17 protein-coding genes are annotated in these 19,409 nt (G+C 65.0%); 15 read left to right on the plus strand and 2 right to left on the minus strand.

What is annotated here, in order from left to right:
* Positions 1-54: 54 nt before the first annotated feature.
* The 10 genes from CSQ93_RS25765 (at position 55) to CSQ93_RS25810 (ending at position 9,570) form a co-directional block, all read left to right on the plus strand.
* Positions 55-630 (plus strand): TerD family protein, encoded by a 576-nt coding sequence (locus tag CSQ93_RS25765; protein WP_046682304.1) that lies wholly within the window; start codon positions 55-57, stop codon positions 628-630.
* A 187-nt stretch (positions 631-817) separates the two neighbouring features.
* Positions 818-1,534: a TIGR00266 family protein gene (locus CSQ93_RS25770; protein WP_099380492.1), complete on the plus strand. Its 717-nt coding sequence runs from the start codon at positions 818-820 to the stop codon at positions 1,532-1,534.
* Positions 1,535-1,776: 242 nt separating this feature from the next.
* The gene (locus CSQ93_RS25775) at positions 1,777-2,814 is read left to right on the plus strand and encodes an ATP-grasp domain-containing protein (RefSeq protein ID WP_099380493.1); all 1,038 of its coding nucleotides are present in this window, start codon (positions 1,777-1,779) and stop codon (positions 2,812-2,814) included.
* The gene (locus CSQ93_RS25780) at positions 2,811-3,968 is read left to right on the plus strand and encodes a phosphoribosyltransferase domain-containing protein (RefSeq protein ID WP_099380494.1); all 1,158 of its coding nucleotides are present in this window, start codon (positions 2,811-2,813) and stop codon (positions 3,966-3,968) included. Before CSQ93_RS25775 ends, CSQ93_RS25780 begins: the two co-directional genes overlap by 4 nt.
* Positions 3,946-4,698, plus strand: coding sequence for an HAD family hydrolase (locus tag CSQ93_RS25785; protein WP_099380495.1), 753 nt, complete (start codon positions 3,946-3,948; stop codon positions 4,696-4,698). Before CSQ93_RS25780 ends, CSQ93_RS25785 begins: the two co-directional genes overlap by 23 nt.
* Positions 4,695-5,801 carry a cysteine protease StiP family protein gene (locus CSQ93_RS25790; RefSeq protein WP_099380496.1) on the plus strand — a complete coding sequence of 369 codons (1,107 nt, stop codon included), beginning with the start codon at positions 4,695-4,697 and terminating at the stop codon, positions 5,799-5,801. Before CSQ93_RS25785 ends, CSQ93_RS25790 begins: the two co-directional genes overlap by 4 nt.
* Positions 5,794-6,780 (plus strand): HpcH/HpaI aldolase/citrate lyase family protein, encoded by a 987-nt coding sequence (locus CSQ93_RS25795; RefSeq protein ID WP_099380497.1) that lies wholly within the window; start codon positions 5,794-5,796, stop codon positions 6,778-6,780. Before CSQ93_RS25790 ends, CSQ93_RS25795 begins: the two co-directional genes overlap by 8 nt.
* Entirely contained in the window at positions 6,777-8,021 is a 1,245-nt protein-coding gene (locus CSQ93_RS25800) for a TerD family protein (protein WP_099380498.1), read from the plus strand. Before CSQ93_RS25795 ends, CSQ93_RS25800 begins: the two co-directional genes overlap by 4 nt.
* A 24-nt stretch (positions 8,022-8,045) precedes the next feature.
* Entirely contained in the window at positions 8,046-8,420 is a 375-nt protein-coding gene (locus CSQ93_RS25805) for a hypothetical protein (protein ID WP_070224711.1), read from the plus strand.
* A gap of 196 nt (positions 8,421-8,616) precedes the next feature.
* Entirely contained in the window at positions 8,617-9,570 is a 954-nt protein-coding gene (locus tag CSQ93_RS25810) for a hypothetical protein (protein ID WP_099380499.1), read from the plus strand.
* 160 nt (positions 9,571-9,730) lie between these two features.
* Here CSQ93_RS25810 and CSQ93_RS25815 read toward each other — a convergent pair whose 3' ends face one another.
* On the minus strand, positions 9,731-12,166 hold the full coding sequence (locus tag CSQ93_RS25815; RefSeq protein WP_099380500.1) for a hypothetical protein: 2,436 nt from the start codon (positions 12,164-12,166) through the stop codon (positions 9,731-9,733).
* A 125-nt stretch (positions 12,167-12,291) separates the two neighbouring features.
* A complete protein-coding gene (locus CSQ93_RS25820; protein ID WP_099380510.1) occupies positions 12,292-13,305 on the minus strand; it encodes a serine/threonine protein kinase in 1,014 nt (337 codons plus the stop codon).
* Positions 13,306-13,408: 103 nt separating this feature from the next.
* Between CSQ93_RS25820 and CSQ93_RS25825 the strand changes: the two genes are divergently transcribed.
* The 5 genes from CSQ93_RS25825 to CSQ93_RS25845 all read left to right on the plus strand — a co-directional run bounded on the left by CSQ93_RS25825 (position 13,409) and on the right by CSQ93_RS25845 (position 19,264).
* Positions 13,409-14,107: a UPF0149 family protein gene (locus CSQ93_RS25825; RefSeq protein ID WP_034785080.1), complete on the plus strand. Its 699-nt coding sequence runs from the start codon at positions 13,409-13,411 to the stop codon at positions 14,105-14,107.
* A 131-nt stretch (positions 14,108-14,238) separates the two neighbouring features.
* Positions 14,239-14,805: a sigma-70 family RNA polymerase sigma factor gene (locus tag CSQ93_RS25830; protein ID WP_233516349.1), complete on the plus strand. Its 567-nt coding sequence runs from the start codon at positions 14,239-14,241 to the stop codon at positions 14,803-14,805.
* 1 nt (position 14,806) lies between these two features.
* Complete coding sequence (locus CSQ93_RS25835) at positions 14,807-15,823, plus strand: FecR domain-containing protein (RefSeq protein WP_099380501.1); 1,017 nt, start codon at positions 14,807-14,809, stop codon at positions 15,821-15,823.
* An 86-nt stretch (positions 15,824-15,909) separates the two neighbouring features.
* The gene (locus CSQ93_RS25840) at positions 15,910-18,315 is read left to right on the plus strand and encodes a TonB-dependent receptor (protein ID WP_099380502.1); all 2,406 of its coding nucleotides are present in this window, start codon (positions 15,910-15,912) and stop codon (positions 18,313-18,315) included.
* A 28-nt stretch (positions 18,316-18,343) separates the two neighbouring features.
* Positions 18,344-19,264: a LysR family transcriptional regulator gene (locus CSQ93_RS25845; protein WP_099380503.1), complete on the plus strand. Its 921-nt coding sequence runs from the start codon at positions 18,344-18,346 to the stop codon at positions 19,262-19,264.
* The last annotated feature ends 145 nt before the right edge of the window (positions 19,265-19,409 follow it).

The following is a 19,409-nucleotide window of genomic DNA, read 5'->3' on the forward strand; positions in this document are numbered from 1 at the left end:
CTGGCGCTCATCCCATGAAGGAATGTTTGCACTTAATTACTAAAGGAGCACCACATGGCAATCAGTTTGCAAAAAGGCGGCAACGTCAACCTGAGCAAGGAAGCACCAAACCTGAAGAAGATCATCGTCGGCCTCGGCTGGGATCCTCGTTCGACGGACGGCGCCACCTTCGACCTTGACGGTAGCGCGTTTCTCCTGAAAAGCGACGGCAAAGTCCGTGGCGACTCTGACTTCATCTTCTACAACAACCTGAAGTCGACCGACGGTTCCGTCGTGCACACGGGTGACAACACCACGGGCGAAGGCGAAGGCGACGATGAGCGCATCGAAATCGACCTGACCCGCGTGCCAGCCGACATCGACCGCATCAGCATCACCGTCACCATTCACGACGCCGACGCGCGCCGCCAGAACTTCGGCATGGTGTCGAAAGCCTTCATCCGCTGCCTGAACGCGGAAGGCGAAAAAGAAATCGCCCGCTACGACCTGTCCGAAGACAGCTCGACGGAAACGGCGATGATCTTTGGCGAAATCTACCGCTACAACGGCGAATGGAAGTTCAAGGCCATCGGCCAGGGCTTCAACGGCGGCCTGGGCCCTCTGGCCCGCTCGTTCGGCGTGAACGCCTAATTCACGCTCGTTAAACCTACTGCGCCGCTCACTTTCGGGCCTGCGTTGCTCGCTGTACCTCCGTACAGCTGCGCTACTCGGCCCGAAATCGAGCTTGCTCGCTGCGGTTTTCCGAGGTGAATTGCACTTTTGTCATATCATTACTGCCGCCTGCACAGATCAGGCGGCTTTTTTTTGGAGATTTATCATGCCAGTATTTAGTGTCACGGGCGACGTCGATCCTTTCCTCCACGTCAGCATGAAACAGGGCGAAACCATCTATTGCGAATCCGATGCGATGGTGATGATGGAAACGGCGCTGGACTTGAAAGGCAAGATGACGGGCGGCCTGGGCAGCGCCATCATGCGCCGCTTTGCCAATGGCGAGTCGTTCTTCCAGCAGCATATCGAAGCGGTGCGCGGCAGCGGCGATTGCCTGCTTTCGCCCACCCTGCCGGGCGCCATCGAAGTGGTCGACGTGGGCGCGCGCCAGTACCTGCTCAACGACGGCGCCTTTGTCGCCGCCACTGCGGGCACGGAAATGAAGGTGCGCACGCAAAGCATCGGCAACGCGCTGTTCGCCCAGTCGGGCGGCTTCTTCGTCATGGAGACGGCCGGCACGGGGCAGGTGGTGGTGTCGGGCTTCGGCTCCATGTTCCAGCTCGACGTCGAGCCGGGCAAGGACGTCGTGATCGACAATTCCCACGTGGTCTGCTGGGACAATAGCCTGAAATACGAGATTTCCGTGACCACGGGCGGCGGCGCCAGCGGCGGCGGCATCGGCGGTTTCCTCGGCAATATCGTCAACAGCGTCACCAGCGGCGAAGGCATCGTGCTGCGCTTTTCCGGCTCGGGCAAGGTGTTCATCTGCTCGCGCAACCGCGACGCATTCTTAAAATGGACAGCCAGCGGCAAAGCTAGTTAGAGGCACCTGACCAAACCTACTGCGCGTCGGCATAGGCGGCCTGCGATGCTCACCGTACTTGAGTACGGTTGCGCTTCTCGGCCACCTCTTCCTTCCGCTCGCTACGGTTTTGTCAGGCGCTGTTAGTTTGCTGCTCAACGTTGTAGTTCAAAAAAATCTAAGGCCAGGTTAAGTCTGGCCGTTTAGAATCCCCGCGCGCGCACCTGCGCGCGGCTTCCCCTATTTCCACCCGGTCCCCGTACATGCAAAGAGTCTGGTTCAACAAAACATTTTCCTCGGTCGGCACGGCCATGCGCCTGATCCGCGAGGCCGATATGGCCGCGACAAGCGGTGCGCCCCGCTATCACCTCGTGAGCAGCAATACGAACGCGCACGCGGCCGCCTTCCTGTCGGCCCACGAATACGCGGTCGAACCGTCGGGCCTGACGGGCCTCAATTATGTCGAGTGGTGCCTGGAATTTTGCCGCGAGCGCAACATCACGATTTTCTGGCCCGGCAAGGAAGCGGGCCTGATCGGCAGCGCCAGCGCGCGCTTCGCCGCCATCGGCACGCGCGTGCTCAGCGTGGCCAGCGAAGAGACGCTGACCCTGATGCACGACAAGGCGCGCTTCTGCGACGGCCTCGATCTGCCCATGGCGCGCCCGGCAGACTACCGCGCCGTGACGACCATCACGGAATACGACGCCGCCTACGCCGAACTGCGCCCGCTGCATCGCAAGCTGTGCATCAAGCCGTCCGAATCCGTGTATGCCCTGGGCTTTGCCATTCTCGATGAAGAGCGTTCGAGCGCCCAGCTGTTGCTGGCCGGCGCCGCCTACCAGATCAATGCGCAGGAGCTGCGCAATGGCCTCGCGCAGATGGCATCGTTCAAGACCCTGCTGCTGATGGAATACCTTGACGGCCACGAATACAGCGCCGACTGCGTCGCCGACCAGGGCAAGCTCATTTGCGCCGTGCCGCGCAAGAAGCTGCACGGGGGCGGCAGCGGTCAGCTGATCGAGCTGCGCGCCGACTTGCTGGCGGCCTGCGACAAACTGGCGCGCGACTACCGCCTGAATGGCGTCTTCAACGTCCAGTTCCGCGAAGGCGCGAACGGCCTGGCTTTGTTGGAAATCAACCCGCGCATGTCGGGAGGCATCGGCATGGCTTGCGCGGCCGGCCCCAACCTGCCCTACCTGGCGCTGGCCGGCTTCGACCAGGGCTTTGACAAGCTCACCGTGCCCGCCATCCACGAAGGCATGCGCGTGGGCGAAGCCGCCTACGCCGTGGAGCTGCCATGAACGTCGTCAAGCAGCAGATGCCCACGGGCGAGCTGACCCTCAAAGTGGACGAGGCGCGCTTTCCGCTGGACTGGCTGATCGGCTTTGCCGCGCGCGCCAACGCCAAACGGGGCTTCCTGTTCCTGTCCAAGGTGCTGGGCAAGCACTGGCCCGTCACGCCGCGCGCCATGCAAACCATCCACGACGACCTGGCCGCGCAGATCCCCCCCAGCCTGCCCGGTCCCGTCGTCTTCATCGCCATGGCGGAAACGGCCGTCGGCCTGGGCCAGGGCGTGTTCGAGGCGTGGCTGCGCGCCAATCCGAACGGCAAGGCCCTGTTTTTGCACAGCTCGCGCTACCGCGTGGGCAGCGTGCCCTTCTTCGAATTCGAGGAATCGCACAGCCACGCGCCGCGCCAGTTTCTGCATTTGTCGGACGCTGCCAGCGCGCTGTTTTCCACCGCCCGCAGCCTGGTGCTGATCGACGATGAAGCGTCGACCGGCAACACCTTCGCCAACCTGGTGCAAGTGTGCCGCGCGCGCTATCCGCAGCTGGAAAAGCTGCACCTGGGCGTGATCACCAATTTCATGGGCCAGGCCGCCAACGCGGGCTTGAGTGAGCGTTTCGGCCTGCCCACCAGCATAGGCGCAGCCTTGTCCGGCCACTACGCCTTCCAGGCCGGCGCTGCGCCTGCTCCCGTGGCGGCCAGCGCGCAGCGTTTCGAGGCGAATGCGGAACGGGGCGCCAGCCCGGCGTTCGGCCGCATCGGCGTGGGACGCGCCTTGACGCCGCCGCAAGGCCTGGCGGTGCAGCTGGCGCAGGAAATCGGCGCCGGCGACTCTGTGCTGGTGCTGGGCACGGGCGAATTCATGCACCCGTCGTTCCTGCTGGCGCGCGAACTCGAAGCGCTGGGCAAGAACGTCGTGGTGCAGTCGACCACGCGCTCGCCGATCCTGTCATGGGGCTCCGTCAGCCACATCGTCAACTGCGACGACAACTACGGCGAAGGCATCGCCAATTACCTGTACAACGTGGCGCCTGGCCAGTACCAGCACGTTTTCATCTGCCATGAAACCCCGGCCAGCCCGGCCCTCATGCAACTCGCCGGCCAGTTGAATGGCCGCCTGTTCCACTTTCAGTCAGAGACCAAAATTGAAGAAATTCCTGTTTGTTGATCTGGACGACACACTGTTCCAGACCCCTAAGAAATGCCCCGGCGAGACCGATTTGCAAGCGGCCGCGTATTTGAAAAATGGCGATGCCTGCTCGTTTACGACGGCGCGCCAGCGCGCCTTCTTTGAGTTTGCGCAAAGCGGCATGACCCTGATCCCCGCCACGGCGAGAAATGGCGACGCCTTCCGCCGCGTCGACCTGCCGTTCACCAGCTACAGCGTGCTCGATTACGGCGGCATCGTGCTGCAGCCGGGCGGCGCGCTCGACGCGGGCTGGCTGTCCCTGATGCAGAACGACATGCAGACGGCCTTGCCCGGTCTGCGGGACGCCATGCGCATCATCGACGATTTCCAGGTCAAGACGGGCATGCCCTCGCGCGCGCGCCTGATCGAGGACTACAACACGCCGTTCTACATCGTCGTCAAGGACCATGAAGCGCGCGGCGAACGCCTGGCCGACATCGAAGAACAAGTGCTGCAGCAGTGGATCGCAACCGAAGGCGCCGACTACTTCATCCACCGCAATGGCAACAACCTGGCCGTGCTGCCGAAGACCTTGAACAAGGCGCGCGCCGTCGCCTACCTGCGCGCGGAACTGGAAGCCGAACATGGCCCCATCGTCAGCTTCGGCATGGGCGACAGCCGCTCGGACGCGCGCTTCATGGCCGCCTGCGACTACGCCATCATCCCCAACGGCACCCAGCTGGCGGCACTCACGGTGGCGGCGCTATGACCGACGGCAAGCAGCACTTCAGCGGCAGTTACCGCCAGGAAGACGTGGAGTTTCTGCTGACGCCCATGGCGCTTGAACCGATCCTCGACCTGGCCGAAAAAGAGCGCCTGATCCAGTCGGGCCAGCGCCACTACAGCGAAATGCTGTCGCCAGAGTCCTTGCCTTCGCCCGCCTACCTGGCGCTGTTCCAGAGCGCGTTCGCGGCCAACCGGCTGCAAATGGCGCGCGACTGCCTGCGCCTGGCGGCCCTGATCGCGGCGCGCCGCACGGGCCCCATCACGCTGGTGTCGCTGGCGCGCGCCGGCACGCCCGTGGGCGTCATCCTGGGTCACCTGCTGCGCCAGGTGTTCCAGCGCGAGTGCAGCCATTATTCCGTCTCCATCATCCGCGACCGCGGCATCGACGCGAATGCCCTGCACCACATCCTGGCGCACGGCCATGCGGCCGACTCCATCGTCTTCGTCGACGGCTGGACGGGCAAGGGCGTGATTTCGCGCGAACTGCGCCAGACGGTCAACGACTTCAATGCGGCGCATGGCACGGCGATCGACGGCGGCCTGTTCGTGCTGTCCGACCTGGCCGGCACGGCCGCCTGCGCCGCCTCGGCCAGCGACTACCTGATCCCGTCGAGCATCTTGAATGCCACCGTCTCGGGCCTGGTCAGCCGCTCCGTGCTCAATGATGCCATCGGCCCGGACGACTTCCATGGCTGCGTGTACTACGCGCAGTTCGAAGCGCACGACCAGTCGCGCGCTTTCGCCGACGGCCTGGTGGCAGACGCCGTGGCGATTGCCGCCAGCAGCGGCATCCCGCTGGCCGAAGCGAGCGATGCGCCAGCCATGGCGGCCCGCTCGCAAGCCTACATGGCCGCCGCGCAGCAGGAATACGGCATCAGCGACATCAATCTGATCAAGCCAGGCATCGGCGAAGCGACGCGCGTACTGCTGCGCCGCGTGCCCGAGCGCCTGATCGTGCGCGACACGAATGCGCCGGACGTGGCACATTTGCTGCTTCTGGCGCAGGAAAAAGCCATACCCGTCACAGTAGAACCGGCGCTGCCTTACCAGGCGGTCGCCCTTATCAGGAGCGCAGTCGATGGATAACAACTCCCTACACCCACAAAGTGAGCATAAGGCGGCGCTGGGCGCCTCCATGTACGTGCCGACCACGCACAAGGATTTGCTGGCGATCGCCAATGGCGACAAATTCAGCCATTTGCGTTCGGTCATACTTTGCACCGAAGACGCCATCGCGGAACGCGACCTCAGTTACGCGCTGTTCAATTTGTCGCTGGCGCTGCAAAACATGTGCGACGAATCGGATACCTTGCGCTTCGTGCGCGTGCGTAATCTCGAGGTGCTGGCGCGCGTGCTGGGCATGCCCGGTGCCGACAAATTGAGCGGCTTCGTGCTGCCGAAATCCACGCGCCACAACTTCGCCGCGTATTTCGAGCTGGTGCGCCACACGCACCATTTGCTGATGCCGACGCTGGAAACGGCGGAAGTGTTCGACGACGAAGAAATGAAGCAGTTCCGCATCATGCTGTCCGCGCCGGAAGTGCGGCGCCGCATCCTGGCCCTGCGCATTGGCGGCAACGATCTATTGGCCCTGCTGGGACTGCGCCGCCCTACCAGCGGCACCATCTATCAAACGCCGCTGGGCCAGGTCATCGGCCGCCTGGTGACGATCTTCAAGCCGCACGGCTTCCAGCTGACGGCGCCCGTCTTCGAGCACCTGTCGCAGGGCAGCTGGCTCGATGCCGAAGTGGCGCAGGACATGGCGCACGGCATGATCGCCAAGACAGCCATCCACCCGGACCAGGTGCCGCAGATCGAGCGCCACTACCAGGTTGCGCAGTCGGACATCGAACTGGCGCTGCGCATCATCGACCCGGACAGCCCGGCCGTGTTCCGCATGCAGGAATCGATGTGCGAAGTGGCGACCCATTCCAGCTGGGCGCAGCGCATCATCGAGCAGGCGCGCCTGTTCGGCATCCGCCATGCGGCCGACACGGCTCCGGCGCACGTACCGACTACCTCATTGACTCAACTCTCAAGCGACGAAGGGATTGCACGACCATGACCAATTTCACACGCGGACAAAAAGGCAAACTGGCGGACCTGGGCTTGAATGGCCCGTTTGCCGTCACGCTCGATATCGTTTCGGGTTCGATGGAAGTGGATGTCAGTTGCTTCGGCGTCGATGCGGCCGGCAAGCTGTCGGACGACCGCTACATGGTCTTCTTCAACCAGAAAAGCGCGCCGGACAACGCCATCACGGTGGACTTGAACGGTCCCCGCTCCACCTTCCAGGTCGACCTGGCCCGCCTGCCCGCCTCGATCGACAAGCTGGTGTTCACGGCGGCGACGGAACAGGGCAGCATGCGCGCACTGGGCAACTCCAGCATGGCGCTGGGCCAGGCAGCCACGTTCGCCTTCACGGGCAACGACTTCCAGGACGAAAAAGCCGTCATCATCGGCGAACTGTATCGCCGCGACGGCAGCTGGCGCTTCGGCGCCGTGGGCCAGGGCTTCGCCGGCGGCCTGGCGGCGCTGCTGAAGCACTTCGGCGGCAGCGAGGCGGCGCAATCGGCTCCTGCCCCTGCACCAATTCCCGTCCCCACGCCAGCGGCCCCGCCGCCGGCGAATAAAATCTCGCTGTCGAAAATTCGCCTGGAAAAACGGGGCGACAAGATTTCGCTCGACAAGCGCGACAGCGGCGGCTATGGCCGCATCCGGGTCAACCTGAACTGGAATCAGAACGCGTCGCAAGGCCAGGCGCCCGCCTCGAAGCTGGACACGGGCTTCCTCGGCAAGCTGTTCAACAAACCGGCCGGCCGTTCGGGCGGCATCGACCTCGATATCGGCTGCCTGTTCGAAATGAGCGGCGGGGCCAAGAGCGCCGTGCAGGCGCTGGGCAACAGTTGGGGCGCCTACGACCGTCCGCCGTATATCCACCTGGAAGGCGACGACCGCACGGGCAGCATCAGCAGCGGCGAAAACATCTTCATCAACGGCACCCATTTCGACCAGATCAAGCGCGTGCTCGTCTACGCCTTCATCTACGAAGGCGTGCCGAACTGGGCCGCCACGGATGGCGTCGTGACGATCGAAATTCCCGGCCAGCCGACCGTCGAAGTGCGCCTCGACAGCGATAGCCAGCACGCCATGTGCGCCATCGCCATGCTGGAAAACCACGGCGGCAACCTGCAGGTGACAAAATTGGTGGAATACTTCGGCGGCCAAGGTAAAATCACGGCGCACCAGGCCATGGACGAAAGATATAACTTTGGTCTGAACTGGAAAGCCGGCCGCAAGGACTGATCCTTTTACCTAAACAACCCTACCATGACCCCTACGACCAAAAAAGTCACCTTCGCCTTCGCCATCTTCCTCGTGGCCGGCTTCCTGCTGCTGGCAGCCTACACGTGGATGGCCCTCAGCTTCTCGTACTCGGAAGGCGAACGGGCGGGCTACCTGCAAAAGTTCTCCAAGCGGGGCTGGATTTGCAAGACATGGGAGGGTGAATTGCTGCTCACCGCGCTGCCGGGCACCATCCCGGAAAAATTCCAGTTCAGCGTGCGCGATGAAGAGGTGGCCAAGCAACTGTCGGCCGCCGCCGGCAAGCGCATCCTCGTCACCTACAGCCAGCACAAGGGCGTGCCCACGCAATGCTTCGGCGAGACGGAATATTTTGCCGATAAGGTCGTATTGAGCCAGTAATACCTCCATTCCAGCAGTCCCGCGCCGGCCAGCCATTCCAGGCCGGCGCCTCACACATTCTCACTTTTCTTATACACTAGTGACGAGTTCTGGCCAATACAGCTTACAAATATAGCCAATGTGCAAGATTCTTGCACAATCGCATGATCCCCGCCAGACGACCTTTAGCGTGTATTCACCTGTCACTGGAACCGTCATGCGCCTGCCATTCACCATCCTGGCCCTGCTGGCCGCCTCGCTCCCCCTTTCCGCCCAGGCACAGGACTTGTCCGGCATGGCCGGCGCCCTGAAAGTCAATTCGACCAATGAGCGCACCTTTGTGGCCGCCGTCAGCTACACCCAGCCGGTGGGCAACTACAGCGCCGTCAGCCTGTCGTATATCAACGAAGGGCACCCGGAAGACCACCACCGCGACGGCATGGCGGGCCAGGTCTGGCTGCGCACGAAAAAAGTGGAGCAAGGCCTGATGCTGGGCGCCGGCGTGGGCCGCTACTTCTTCTTCGACACGGCCAGGACGGACGACGGCCTCCACAACTTCGACAATGACCATGGCTGGGGTTCCATCGTCAGCCTGCAGGCGCGCTGGCAGTTCGACAACCGCTGGTATGTGCAAGCGCAGCTCAACCGTATCAAGCCCGATGGCAAGGACAACACCACGCACCTGTTGATCGGCGCCGGCTACCGCTATGATGGGGTGCCGGGCGCCAAGCTGCACTTGCAGAACTGGGCGTACGACGACACCTTGACCTTATCGACCGGCCACACCATCGTCAACAGCTTGCGCTCCGAGTCCTCGCGCCCGTTCACCCTCGAATACCGGCGCGCGGCGGGAAAATACGTGGACTGGACGGTCAGCGCGCTCGATGAAGGCAGCACGGTGCTGGCGCACCGGCGCGGCGCGGCGGCCCAGCTGTGGCTGATCCGCTCGCTCAATGAAAAGGTGGAATTCGGCATGGGCGCCGGCCCGTACGTGGCCTGGGACGGCCGCGACACCCAGGGCCACGACACGCGCCTGACAGGCTTGCTGTCAGCCGTGGCCCGCTACCACGTCAACCGCCGCTGGGTGGCGCAAGTGGCGTGGAACCGGGTTATCACCGATTATCACCGCGATGCGGATGTGTTGCTGGTGGGCGTGGGCAGGAAGTTTTGAGGGAAACGTAAAGGCTTGCTCTTCCGCTAAAGTAACGATACCGGACAAAACCGTAGCGAGCGGCAGTGATTTGTGGCCGAGAAGCGCAACCGTACTCTAGTACGTTGAGCATCGCCGGGCGCAAAGCGCGCCGCGCAGTAGGTTTGGTTCGGTATCCAGCTCAGCGCGAACGCCAGACGGCGCCAGCGTCATTCGGCTGCGTCAATCTCTCGATCACTTCGCGCGTCAAACTGGCCGAGCTGACCTGTTCTGCTTTCGCCCGGGCGGCGGTCAGGGAACTGGAAAACGCGCTTTGCGGCTGCTCCAGGCTGGCGCGCAAGGCGGCCAGTTCACGTTCCTGCTGCTGCGCGCGCGCCGTTTCCAGGTCCAGCAATTGTTGCTTGGCGATGGCCATCGCGCGCGTCGTCTCGGCTGCCTTGCGCTGCAGCGCCGCATGGGCCTGCGCACTGGCCAGCAAGACTTGCTGCGCGGCGAGCTTTTCGCTGGCGGCCTGCTGAGCGGCCAGTTCCAGCTGCTCGCGCTGGCGCATGGCTTCCAGCGCCTGCTGCTCCATGGCGGCGCGCGCTTCGGCTGCCGCCGTCGCCTGCTTTTCGACTTCCAGGCGGCCGGCGATGGCTTGCGAGGCGCGTTCTTCGGCGCTGCTGGTCTGGCGCTGCTGCACCAGTTTTTGCGCGATCAGGGCCAGCGACTCGCGTTCGGCCGCGACGAAATCGCGCTCGGACGCCAGCAGCGCATCGGCCGCTTGCGCCTTGTCTTCTTCCACTCGGGCGCGCTCGCTATGCACCTGTCCCAGCTCCACGGCCAGGCGCGCCTGCGCCTGGACGGCTTGCGCTGCAGCCGCTTTCTGTTCGCCTTCGACCAGCGCCTGGTCCATCAAAATACGGATGGCGTCCGCTTCCTTTTGCGCAGCTTCCCGCAAGGCCTGTTCGGCCGCCTGCTGGCCGCGCAGCAGTTCCGCTTGCGCGCCTTCGGCGGCGATCCGTTCCTGCGCCGCGTTGCACGCCAGCGCTTCCGCTTCCAGTTTTTCTTTCAAGGCGGTGATGGCGGCTTGTTCCGCGGCCAGGCGCTCCTGCTCCGCCTGCAGCAACTGCTCTGCCTGCCGGGCTTTTTCCTGCGCCAGTTGCGATGCCTGTTCCTGCGCGGCGAAGGTCGCCTTGCCGGCATCGACTTCGGCCTGCTCGGCCGCATTCTGGCTGGCGGCCAGTTCCGCCGCCTGGCGCGCCAGTTCGGCCCGTTCATGCGCCAGGCTGGCGGCGCGCTGCTGCTCTTCCAGTTCGCGGGCTGCCGCCACGGCGGCGGCCTGCTCGGCCGCTTCGCGTGCCTTGGTCTGTTCCAGTGCGGCCGTTTCCGCTTCCAGCTTGGCGTGGCCGGCGATTTCCGCATCCTGTTCAGCCGTCACACGGGCCAGCGCCACGGCGCGCAACTGGCGGTCCACCTCGATGCGCGCCTCGGTGGCGGCCAGGATGCGCACGTCGGCATCGCGGCGCGCCTGCGCGCTGGCCACGGCAACCATTTCCAGGCGCTCGCGGTGGATGGCCGCGTCGCGCAATTCCTTTTCCGTCTGCAGGCGCAAACGCAGCGACTGCGCCGCATGGCGTTCCGATTCCGCCTGCGCCAGGGCGATAGCTTCGCGTTCCTGTTCCAGGTGCGCCAGCGCGCGCGCTTCTTCCAGGGCGCGCACTTCGGCGGCGGCGCGGTTGAAGGCCGATTCCAGCGCGATCTGGTCGGCGCGCTCGCGCTGCACTGTCAAGTCCAGCGCTTCGCTTTCCGCTTCGGCCAGCATCTGCGCCGTCTGGCGCGCACCGTGGGCATGGCGCTCGCGTTCACGCGCCAGCACAGCGACTCGTGCGTCAGCCGAGGCGATGCCCACCATTTCTTCCTTGGCCGCCTGCACGGCGGCGACGCGCTCGACGGCCTGCAGGCGCGCCTGCTCCGTCTGCACCTGCAATTCCTCGGCGGCGCGGGCGGCCTGCTCGGCCAGTTCCGACTGCACGGCCACTTGCTCGCTGGCGCGCAAGCGGCTTTCCTGTTCCGCGCGCGAACGCTGTTCGGCGGCCAGGCGGATTTCATTGTCGGACTCCACGCGGGCGCGCAGTTCGGCCGTCTCCTGCTTGACGGCTTCCAGGCGGGCCACGCTGGCTTGCGCGGCGGCGCGCATGGTGTCGAGACGTTCGCGGTTGGCGGCGATCGCTTCTTCGGCTGCCTGCGCATTTTGCTGTGCGGCGGCGGCGGCGGCCGCGTCGATGGCGGCGCGGTCCTCGGCCAGCGAGCGCACGCGCGCCTCGGCCAGCGCGCGGCTTTCGGCGGCGCAGGTGGCCTTCGCCTCCGCTTCCACGCGGGCAATCGCCTCGTGGATGGCTTTCAATTCCATTTTCTGGCGTTCGACGGCGGGCGCCCTGGCATCGGCTTCGGCTGCCGGCTCGGCTTGCGGTTCGGCGTGCAATTCAGGCGTGATGGTGACAGCTGGCGCCTCGGCCTTGCGCTCCAGGTCCTTGAAATCATGCAGCGAGACCATGCTGTCCTGGTCGAACTCATCGTCGGCGGAATACGCGACGGTGAGGGAGGCGGCCTGGCGCTGATTTTGCTGTGCTTGCATGATTTCTCGCTTATTCGGGTGAATTCCGTTGCTTATAGGAATTTATTACCACCATTATCGAACAGGCATGCACAAATCAGCACGGCAAGAAGAGCGCCTTTTACCACGCTTTTCGGACGTTTAGGTCAAATGGGCCACAATGGAGCTTCATCCATCAGCGCCACCTGCTCCCTGAGTTCAAGGATGCGGTCCTGCCAGTAGCGCTGCGTATTGAACCACGGGAAGGCGACGGGGAAAGCGGGGTCGTCCCAGCGGCGCGCCAGCCAGGCTGAATAATGGATCAGGCGCAGGGTGCGCAGCGCTTCGACCAGGTACAGCTGGCGCGGGTCGAAATCGCAAAAATCCTCATAGCCGGCCAGGATGTCGCTCATCTGGCGCACCATGTCGCTGCGCTCGCCCGACAGCATCATCCACAGGTCCTGGATGGCCGGTCCCATGCGGCTGTCGTCGAAATCGACGAAATGGGGGCCGGCATCCGTCCACAGCACGTTGCCGCCATGGCAATCGCCATGCGTGCGCAGCATGGCCACGTCGCCCGCGCGGTCATAGCAGCGCTTGACGCCGTCGAGCGCCTGCTGCGCCACGCTGGAATAGGCGGCCAGCAGTTCGGGCGGCAGGAAATTGCCTTCCAATAGAAACTCGCGCGGTTCGACGCCAAACGTCTGGTGGTCGAGCGCCGGCCGCTCCTTGTAGGTGGACAGCGCGCCGACGGCGTGGATGCGGCCGATGAAGCGCCCTATCCATTCCAGGGTCGCCGGGTCGTCCAGCTCGGGCGCGCGGCCGCCGTGGCGGGGGAAGACGGCAAAGCGGAAGCCCTGGTATTGGTGCAGGGTGCTGCCATGGATTTCCAGCGCCGGCACCACCTGGATTTCGCGCTCGACCAGCTCGGACACGAACGCGTGTTCTTCCAGGATGGCCGTATCGCTCCAGCGCGCGGGACGGTAAAACTTGGCCACCAGGGGCGCGCTGTCTTCGATGCCCACCTGGTAGACGCGGTTTTCATAGCTGTTCAGGGCCAGCAGACGGCCATCGCCGCGCAGTCCCACGCTGTCGAGCGCGTCGAGCACGCAATCGGGGCTCAGGGCGGAAAAGGGATGGACGGGCCGGTCGTCCTCATGCGGCTGGTTTTCATTGTGCATAAGCGACATTGTAAGGCGCGCGCGGGCCGCCGGTGCAAACACTTCGGCGGCAAGCCGCAGCAAAGCGTATACTGGCGCCTTACATTCAAGAAAAGAGCAAGCCATGCAACTCGAACAACCACTATCAGAAAAAGAATTCGACGAATTAGACCAATTCCTGTTGTCGGAGCGCTGCTCCGAGGACGCGATGACCATGGATATGCTGCACGGCTATCTGACGGCCGTCGCCATCGGCCCGGAACCGATCATGCCGGCCGAATGGTTGCCGCGCGTGTGGGGCGAAGATGCCGAAGATGCGCCAAAATTCAAGAACAGCAAGGAAGAAGAACGCATCGTCAACCTGATCATGCGCTTCATGAATGAAGTGCTGGTGACGTTTGAAGTAGCACCGAAAGAATTCGAAGCCCTGTTCGTCGAGCACGACTACGAAGGCCAGACCCTGATCGACGCCGAAGCCTGGTGCTGGGGCTTCTGGGACGGCATGGAACTGCGTCCCGGCTCGTGGAATGAAATCTGGGATTCCGAAGTGGCCGAGCTGATGCAGCCAATCTACCTGCTGGGTGCCGACGAAATCAAGGAAGAAGAACTGAAACTGGTGGAAGACCCGGTCAAGGCGCACAAGCTGGCGCAGGAACTGGAAGCGAACCTGCCGGCCATCCACCGTTTCTGGGTACCGCGCCGCAAGGCACCGGTGCAAACCATGAAGCGCGAAGAGCCAAAAGTGGGCCGCAACGACGACTGCCCTTGCGGCAGCGGCAAGAAGTTCAAGAAATGCTGCGGCGCCGAGCCGGCAGCAGAGTAATACGCGAATAGGTAACTAGTCACGAGAACGCCGGGCACCGTCCCGGCGTTTTGCATTTGCGCGTCCCCGATTGCATCCGCCCCGGCACTTCGCCTATAATTGCGAATAATTCTTATTTGCATTACTGCCGCATGGCAGCCGAACTCCTGGAGGCATCCATGCCGCTGGCCCATCCCCTATCCACTGCAGACACCCCGGTGCAGACGCTGTATGGCGAGCACCACGGCTGGCTGCTGGGCTGGTTGCGCAAAAAGCTGAACAACCAGCACCAGGCTGCCGACCTCACGCACGACACCTTCGCACGCCTGCTGGGCGCACCCGTACCAGCCAGCCCCGGCGCGCTGGCGCTGCGCTCGCCGCGCGCCTACCTGACCACCATCGCGCGCGGTCTGATGATCGACAGCTTCCGCCGCGCCGACCTGGAGCAAGCCTACCTGGCGGACCTGGCTGCCCTGCCGCCGGCACTGCATCCTTCGCCCGAAGAACGGCTGCTGGCGCTGCAGACGCTCGAAGCGGTGGGTCGCATGCTCGACGCCATGACGCCCAAAACCCGCCAGGCCTGGCTGCTGAGCCGTCTCGATGGACTGGCGCATGCCGACATCGCCGCGCAAATGAAAATCTCGGTGCCGCGCGTGCGGCAATACCTGGCCAATGCCGCGCGCCTGGCCTATCAGCTGCAATTTGGCGAGGCGCGCTGACATGCATGCCCATGCTCCCGTACCAGCCAGTGTGCTGGACCAGGCGATCGCCTGGCAGTTGTTGCTCGGTTCAGGCACGGCCAGCGCAGCGGACCGGCAGGGCTTGCAAGCCTGGCTGGAACAGGCGGCGGAGCATGCGCGGGCCTGGCGGCAGCTGGGGCAAATCGACCAGCAACTGGCGCCGGCCACCGGCCCGGCCACCCGCACGCTGTTGCTCAAGCGCGGCAAACGGCGCCTGGCGCAGCCCGCGCGCGTGGCAGCAGCGACAGCGCTCGCGGTCATGCTGACGATCATGCTGGCCGCCGGCATCGGCAGCATCCATCACGTGCAGCCGCTGGACCTGCTGGCCGACTACCACACCGGCACGGGCGAGCGCCGCAGCGTGCTGCTGCCCGACGGGAGCGTGCTGCACCTCAATACCGGCAGCGCCGTGGACCTGGCATTCGACAGCCACGAACGCGGCGTGATGCTGCGCAGCGGCGAGATCGCCATCGATACGAGCCATGGCGGCAACGACAGCGGGCGTCCCTTTATCGTGCATACGCCGGATGGCAGTTTGCGCGCGCTGGGCACCAGCTTCATCGTGCGCCGCCTCGACGAGGGCGGCACGCGCCTGACGGTGACGCGCTTTTCCGTCGCCGCCCGTCCGACCAGCTGCGCGCCGCAGCCGCAAGTGCCGTGCGCCCAGGAGCGCATCGTGCGCCAGGGCGAAACCGTGCGCCTGCACGACGGCGTGGTCGGCCTGCCCGCCCCGGCCGACGGCAATGCCGACGCCTGGAAAGACGGCATGCTGGTGGTGGAGAACCAGCCGCTGGGCGCCGTGGTGGCCGAAATCGCCCGCTATCACCACGGCTACCTGCACGTGACGCCCGAGGCGGCGCGCCTGCGCGTGAGCGGCGCCCTGCCCCTGGGCGACAGCGGCGCCGCGCTGCTGGCCTTGAGCGCGGCCGTGCCGGTGGAAGTGTCGACCACTGCCCGCTGGTGGAGCACGGTGCGCATGCGGCGTGAAGACAAATAAAAGTCATCTTGCCCCTCTCACTTTCGCGGTCTGGCACGGCAAGGAAGGGAAGCCCCATCTTTTTTCCCTTTTTCAGGAGTCGCGCCGTGTCCTTGCCTTTCCCATACCATCCCCTGTTTGCCGCCGTCCTCGTGGCGAGCGGCGCCGCACTGGCGCCCCTGTCCGCCCTGGCGCAACACCGTGACGCCGCCCAAGCCGTGCAGGAGTACGACATCCCCGCCGGTGCGCTGGCCGCCAGCCTGAATACAATCGCGCGCCAGGCCGGCGTGGTGCTGACCATGGACGCCACCCTGGCGGCCAACCGCAGCGCCGCCGCCGTGCGCGGCCGCTACGATGCGGCGCAAGCGCTGCGGCTGGCATTGTCCGGCAGCGGCCTGGAACTGCTGCGTACCGAGGCGGGTGGCTATACGCTGCGCGCCGCCCCGGCCACGCCTGCCGGTGCGCGCGACGCCGTCATGCCCGAAGTGAGCGTCAGCGGCGTGCAGGATGACGCCCTGCCCGGCGCCTATGCGGGCGGGCAGATAGCGCGCGGTAGCCGCCTGGGCGTGCTGGGCACGCGCGACGTGATGGACACGCCGTTTGCCGCCACCAGCTACACGGAAGAACTGCTGCGCAACCAGCAGGCGCGCAGCCTGGGCGACGTGCTGGCCAACGACCCGTCGATCGCCAGCGGCTGGCCGCGCGACAGCTATATCGACCAGCCCCACGTGCGCGGCTTCAATGTGCTGGCCGAGGACATCAGCTACGGCGGCCTGTTCGGCGTGGCGCCAGCCACCAAGATCCCCATGGAAACGCTGGAAAGAGTGGAGGTGCTGAAGGGCACCTCGGCCTTCCTGGCCGGCATCGCGCCCGGCGGCAGCATCGGCGCCATCATCAACCTGGTGCCCAAGCGCGCGGGCGACGCGCCGCTCACGCGCCTGACGGGCAGCTACGATTCGCGCGCGCAGTTCGGCGCCCATCTGGACGTGGGCCGCCGCTTCGGCGACAACAGGCAGTTCGGCGTGCGCGCCAATGCCGTGTACCGCGACGGCGAAACGGCGCTGAAGGGCAGCGACAAGACCATGGGCACGGCCAGCCTGGGACTCGACTACCGGGGCGGCGCCCTGCGCGCCTCGCTCGATCTCGGCTACGACCACCTCGACATGCGGCGTGGCGGCTGGTGGTACTTCCTCGATTCGAACGGCTTCGACATCCCCAAGCCACCGACGCGCAACACCACGCAACGATGGAACTACGCCAAATCGACCACCGAATTCGGCATGGCCAGGATCGAATACGATCTCGCGCCCGGATTGACGGCCTACGCCGCGCTGGGCGCCCAGCATGCGCAGCAGGACAAACTGTCGCCCGAACCCATCATCGGCAACAGCGCAGGCGACTTTACCGAATACTTTTCATCGCGCCCTTCGCTGACCAAGTCGCGCTCCGGTGAAGCGGGTTTGCGCGGCGTGCTCAGGACGGGCGCCCTGACGCATGAACTGCACGCGGGCGCCAGCGGCACGTGGCAGAAAATCTACAGCGCGCGCGAATACAACGGAGAACTCAACTCCAATCTGTATGCGCCCGTGTTTGTCGATGCACCGGTATTTACCAGCCGCCTGGGCGCGCTGCCGCTGACGTCGCAGAGCACGCTGACCAGCTTTGCCATCGCCGACACCATCACCATGCTGGACGGCCGCTTGCAACTGATGGGCGGCGCGCGCCACCAGCGCGTCGATGTGGCCAGCTACCGCAACGGCGTAAAAACGGCCTACGACAAGAGCGCGCTGACGCCAGGCGTGGGCATCGTCTTCAAGCCCGTCGCCAACGTGTCGCTGTACGCCAACAGCATGCAGGCGCTGAACAAGGGCCCGGTGGCGCCCGACATGGCAAGGAACGCCGGCGAAATCTTCTCTCCCTATAAAAGCCGCCAGTACGAGGCGGGGGTGAAGATCGACACGGGCGACTACCTGACCACCGTCAGCGTCTTTCAGGTCAAGCAGCCGAATGGCCAGCTCGACACCGCCAGCATGGTGTACGGCCTGTTTGGCGAACAGCGCAACCGGGGCCTGGAAGCGTCCATCGTCGGCGAACCCGTCAAGGGCTGGCGCGTGATGGCCGGCGCCATGCTGCTCGACGCCGTGCTGACGGCCACCCCGCAAGGCAAGTCTGACGGTGACAAGGCGCCCGGCATCTCCAGGCTGAATGTCAATCTCGGTTCGGAGTGGGATGCGCCGTTTGCGCCCGGCCTGACGCTGACGGGCAGAATCACGCATGCCGGCTCGCAGTATGCCGGCTCGGGCAACCTGCAGCAGATCCCCGCCTGGTCCATCCTCGACCTGGGCGCGCGCTACACGCTGCGGCTGCAAGACATGCGTCCGGTGGTGCTGCGGGCTAACCTGGACAATGTGTTCGACCGCCGCTACTGGGCCTCGGCAGCGGGCGTGGGCGGCGGCTGGCTGAACGTGGGCAGCCCGCGCAGCGCGCGTTTCTCGGCGCAGGTGGATTTCTGAAGGAGAGATCCGGCGCTATAATCGGCGCATGAAACTTCCCGACCTGAACCTGCTCGTCGCCCTCGACATCCTGCTCGAGGAAGGCAGCGCCGTCGCTGCCGCGCGGCGCATGCATTTGAGCGCGCCGGCCATGAGCCGCACCCTGGCGCGCATCCGCGACGCCATCGGCGACCCCGTCTTCGTGCGCTCCGGGCGCGGCCTGGCGCCCACGCCGCGCGCGCTGGAATTGCGCGAGCAGGTGCGTGGCGTGGTGGAGCAGGCGCACGCCATCTTCACCTCGGGCCGCGAAGTGGACCTGCGCACCCTGGAACGCACCTTCAGCCTGTGCGCCAACGACGTGTTTGTCGGCGCCTACGGCGGCAAGCTGCGCGACCTGCTGGCCGTGCACGCGCCGCACACGGTGCTGCGCTTCGTGCCCGAAGGCGATGGCGCCACGGAAAACGACGCCCTGCACGCGGGCCGCGTCGACCTGTACATCAGCGCGCGGCGCGCCTTTGCGCCCGACATCAAGCTGCAGCAGCTGTTTACCAGCGGCTTTGTCGGCATCGCCCGCAGCGACCACCCGATCTTCGACGGCCCCATCAACCTCGACAGCTTTACCGAGTACGAACATATCAGCGTCTCGCGGCGCGGCCTGGCGCGCGGCCCCTTCGACACCATCCTGGCCGAGCGGGGCTACACGCGCCGGGTTTCGCTGATCAGCCCCAACTTCCAGTCCGCCATCTTCGCCGTGGCCGATTCGCGCCTGCTGCTGCCGCTGATGCCCACGCCGCTGCTGGCCATCGTCGAGCGCCTGGGCTTGAGGCTGCGCACCTTCCAGCTGCCGATTCCCGTCGACAGCGTGGAAGTCTTCCAGGCCTGGCACCCACGCCTCGACCACGACCATGCGCACCGCTGGCTGCGCCGCATGATCAAGGAGCTGTGCGGCAGCGCGCTGCCAGAGGAATAAATCATTGCGCCAGACGCAATTCAAACTTCATCAATGATCAATTTTCATAATATTTAGCGCTACCTATACTGCGTGGACTGATCCTCATCCACGGAGTTCCCTGTGTCCGCTGTCCCCCTTCCCGGCGCCGCCCCCGCGGCCGCCC

Origin of the sequence: Janthinobacterium sp. BJB426, from assembly GCF_002735705.1 — a bacterium.
GTDB lineage: Bacteria > Pseudomonadota > Gammaproteobacteria > Burkholderiales > Burkholderiaceae_D > Janthinobacterium.

What these genes read in the sequence shown, in the direction of transcription:
- CSQ93_RS25765 (WP_046682304.1), top strand. Translation starts at nt 55, where the DNA reads ATGGCAATCAGTTTGCAAAAAGGCGGCAACGTCAACCTGAGCAAGGAA.
- CSQ93_RS25770 (WP_099380492.1), top strand. Translation starts at nt 818, where the DNA reads ATGCCAGTATTTAGTGTCACGGGCGACGTCGATCCTTTCCTCCACGTC.
- CSQ93_RS25775 (WP_099380493.1), top strand. Translation starts at nt 1,777, where the DNA reads ATGCAAAGAGTCTGGTTCAACAAAACATTTTCCTCGGTCGGCACGGCC.
- CSQ93_RS25780 (WP_099380494.1), top strand. Translation starts at nt 2,811, where the DNA reads ATGAACGTCGTCAAGCAGCAGATGCCCACGGGCGAGCTGACCCTCAAA.
- CSQ93_RS25790 (WP_099380496.1), top strand. Translation starts at nt 4,695, where the DNA reads ATGACCGACGGCAAGCAGCACTTCAGCGGCAGTTACCGCCAGGAAGAC.
- CSQ93_RS25795 (WP_099380497.1), top strand. Translation starts at nt 5,794, where the DNA reads ATGGATAACAACTCCCTACACCCACAAAGTGAGCATAAGGCGGCGCTG.
- CSQ93_RS25800 (WP_099380498.1), top strand. Translation starts at nt 6,777, where the DNA reads ATGACCAATTTCACACGCGGACAAAAAGGCAAACTGGCGGACCTGGGC.
- CSQ93_RS25805 (WP_070224711.1), top strand. Translation starts at nt 8,046, where the DNA reads ATGACCCCTACGACCAAAAAAGTCACCTTCGCCTTCGCCATCTTCCTC.
- CSQ93_RS25810 (WP_099380499.1), top strand. Translation starts at nt 8,617, where the DNA reads ATGCGCCTGCCATTCACCATCCTGGCCCTGCTGGCCGCCTCGCTCCCC.
- CSQ93_RS25815 (WP_099380500.1), bottom strand. Translation starts at nt 12,166, where the DNA reads ATGCAAGCACAGCAAAATCAGCGCCAGGCCGCCTCCCTCACCGTCGCG.
- CSQ93_RS25820 (WP_099380510.1), bottom strand. Translation starts at nt 13,305, where the DNA reads ATGCACAATGAAAACCAGCCGCATGAGGACGACCGGCCCGTCCATCCC.
- CSQ93_RS25825 (WP_034785080.1), top strand. Translation starts at nt 13,409, where the DNA reads ATGCAACTCGAACAACCACTATCAGAAAAAGAATTCGACGAATTAGAC.
- CSQ93_RS25830 (WP_233516349.1), top strand. Translation starts at nt 14,239, where the DNA reads ATGGCAGCCGAACTCCTGGAGGCATCCATGCCGCTGGCCCATCCCCTA.
- CSQ93_RS25835 (WP_099380501.1), top strand. Translation starts at nt 14,807, where the DNA reads ATGCATGCCCATGCTCCCGTACCAGCCAGTGTGCTGGACCAGGCGATC.
- CSQ93_RS25845 (WP_099380503.1), top strand. Translation starts at nt 18,344, where the DNA reads ATGAAACTTCCCGACCTGAACCTGCTCGTCGCCCTCGACATCCTGCTC.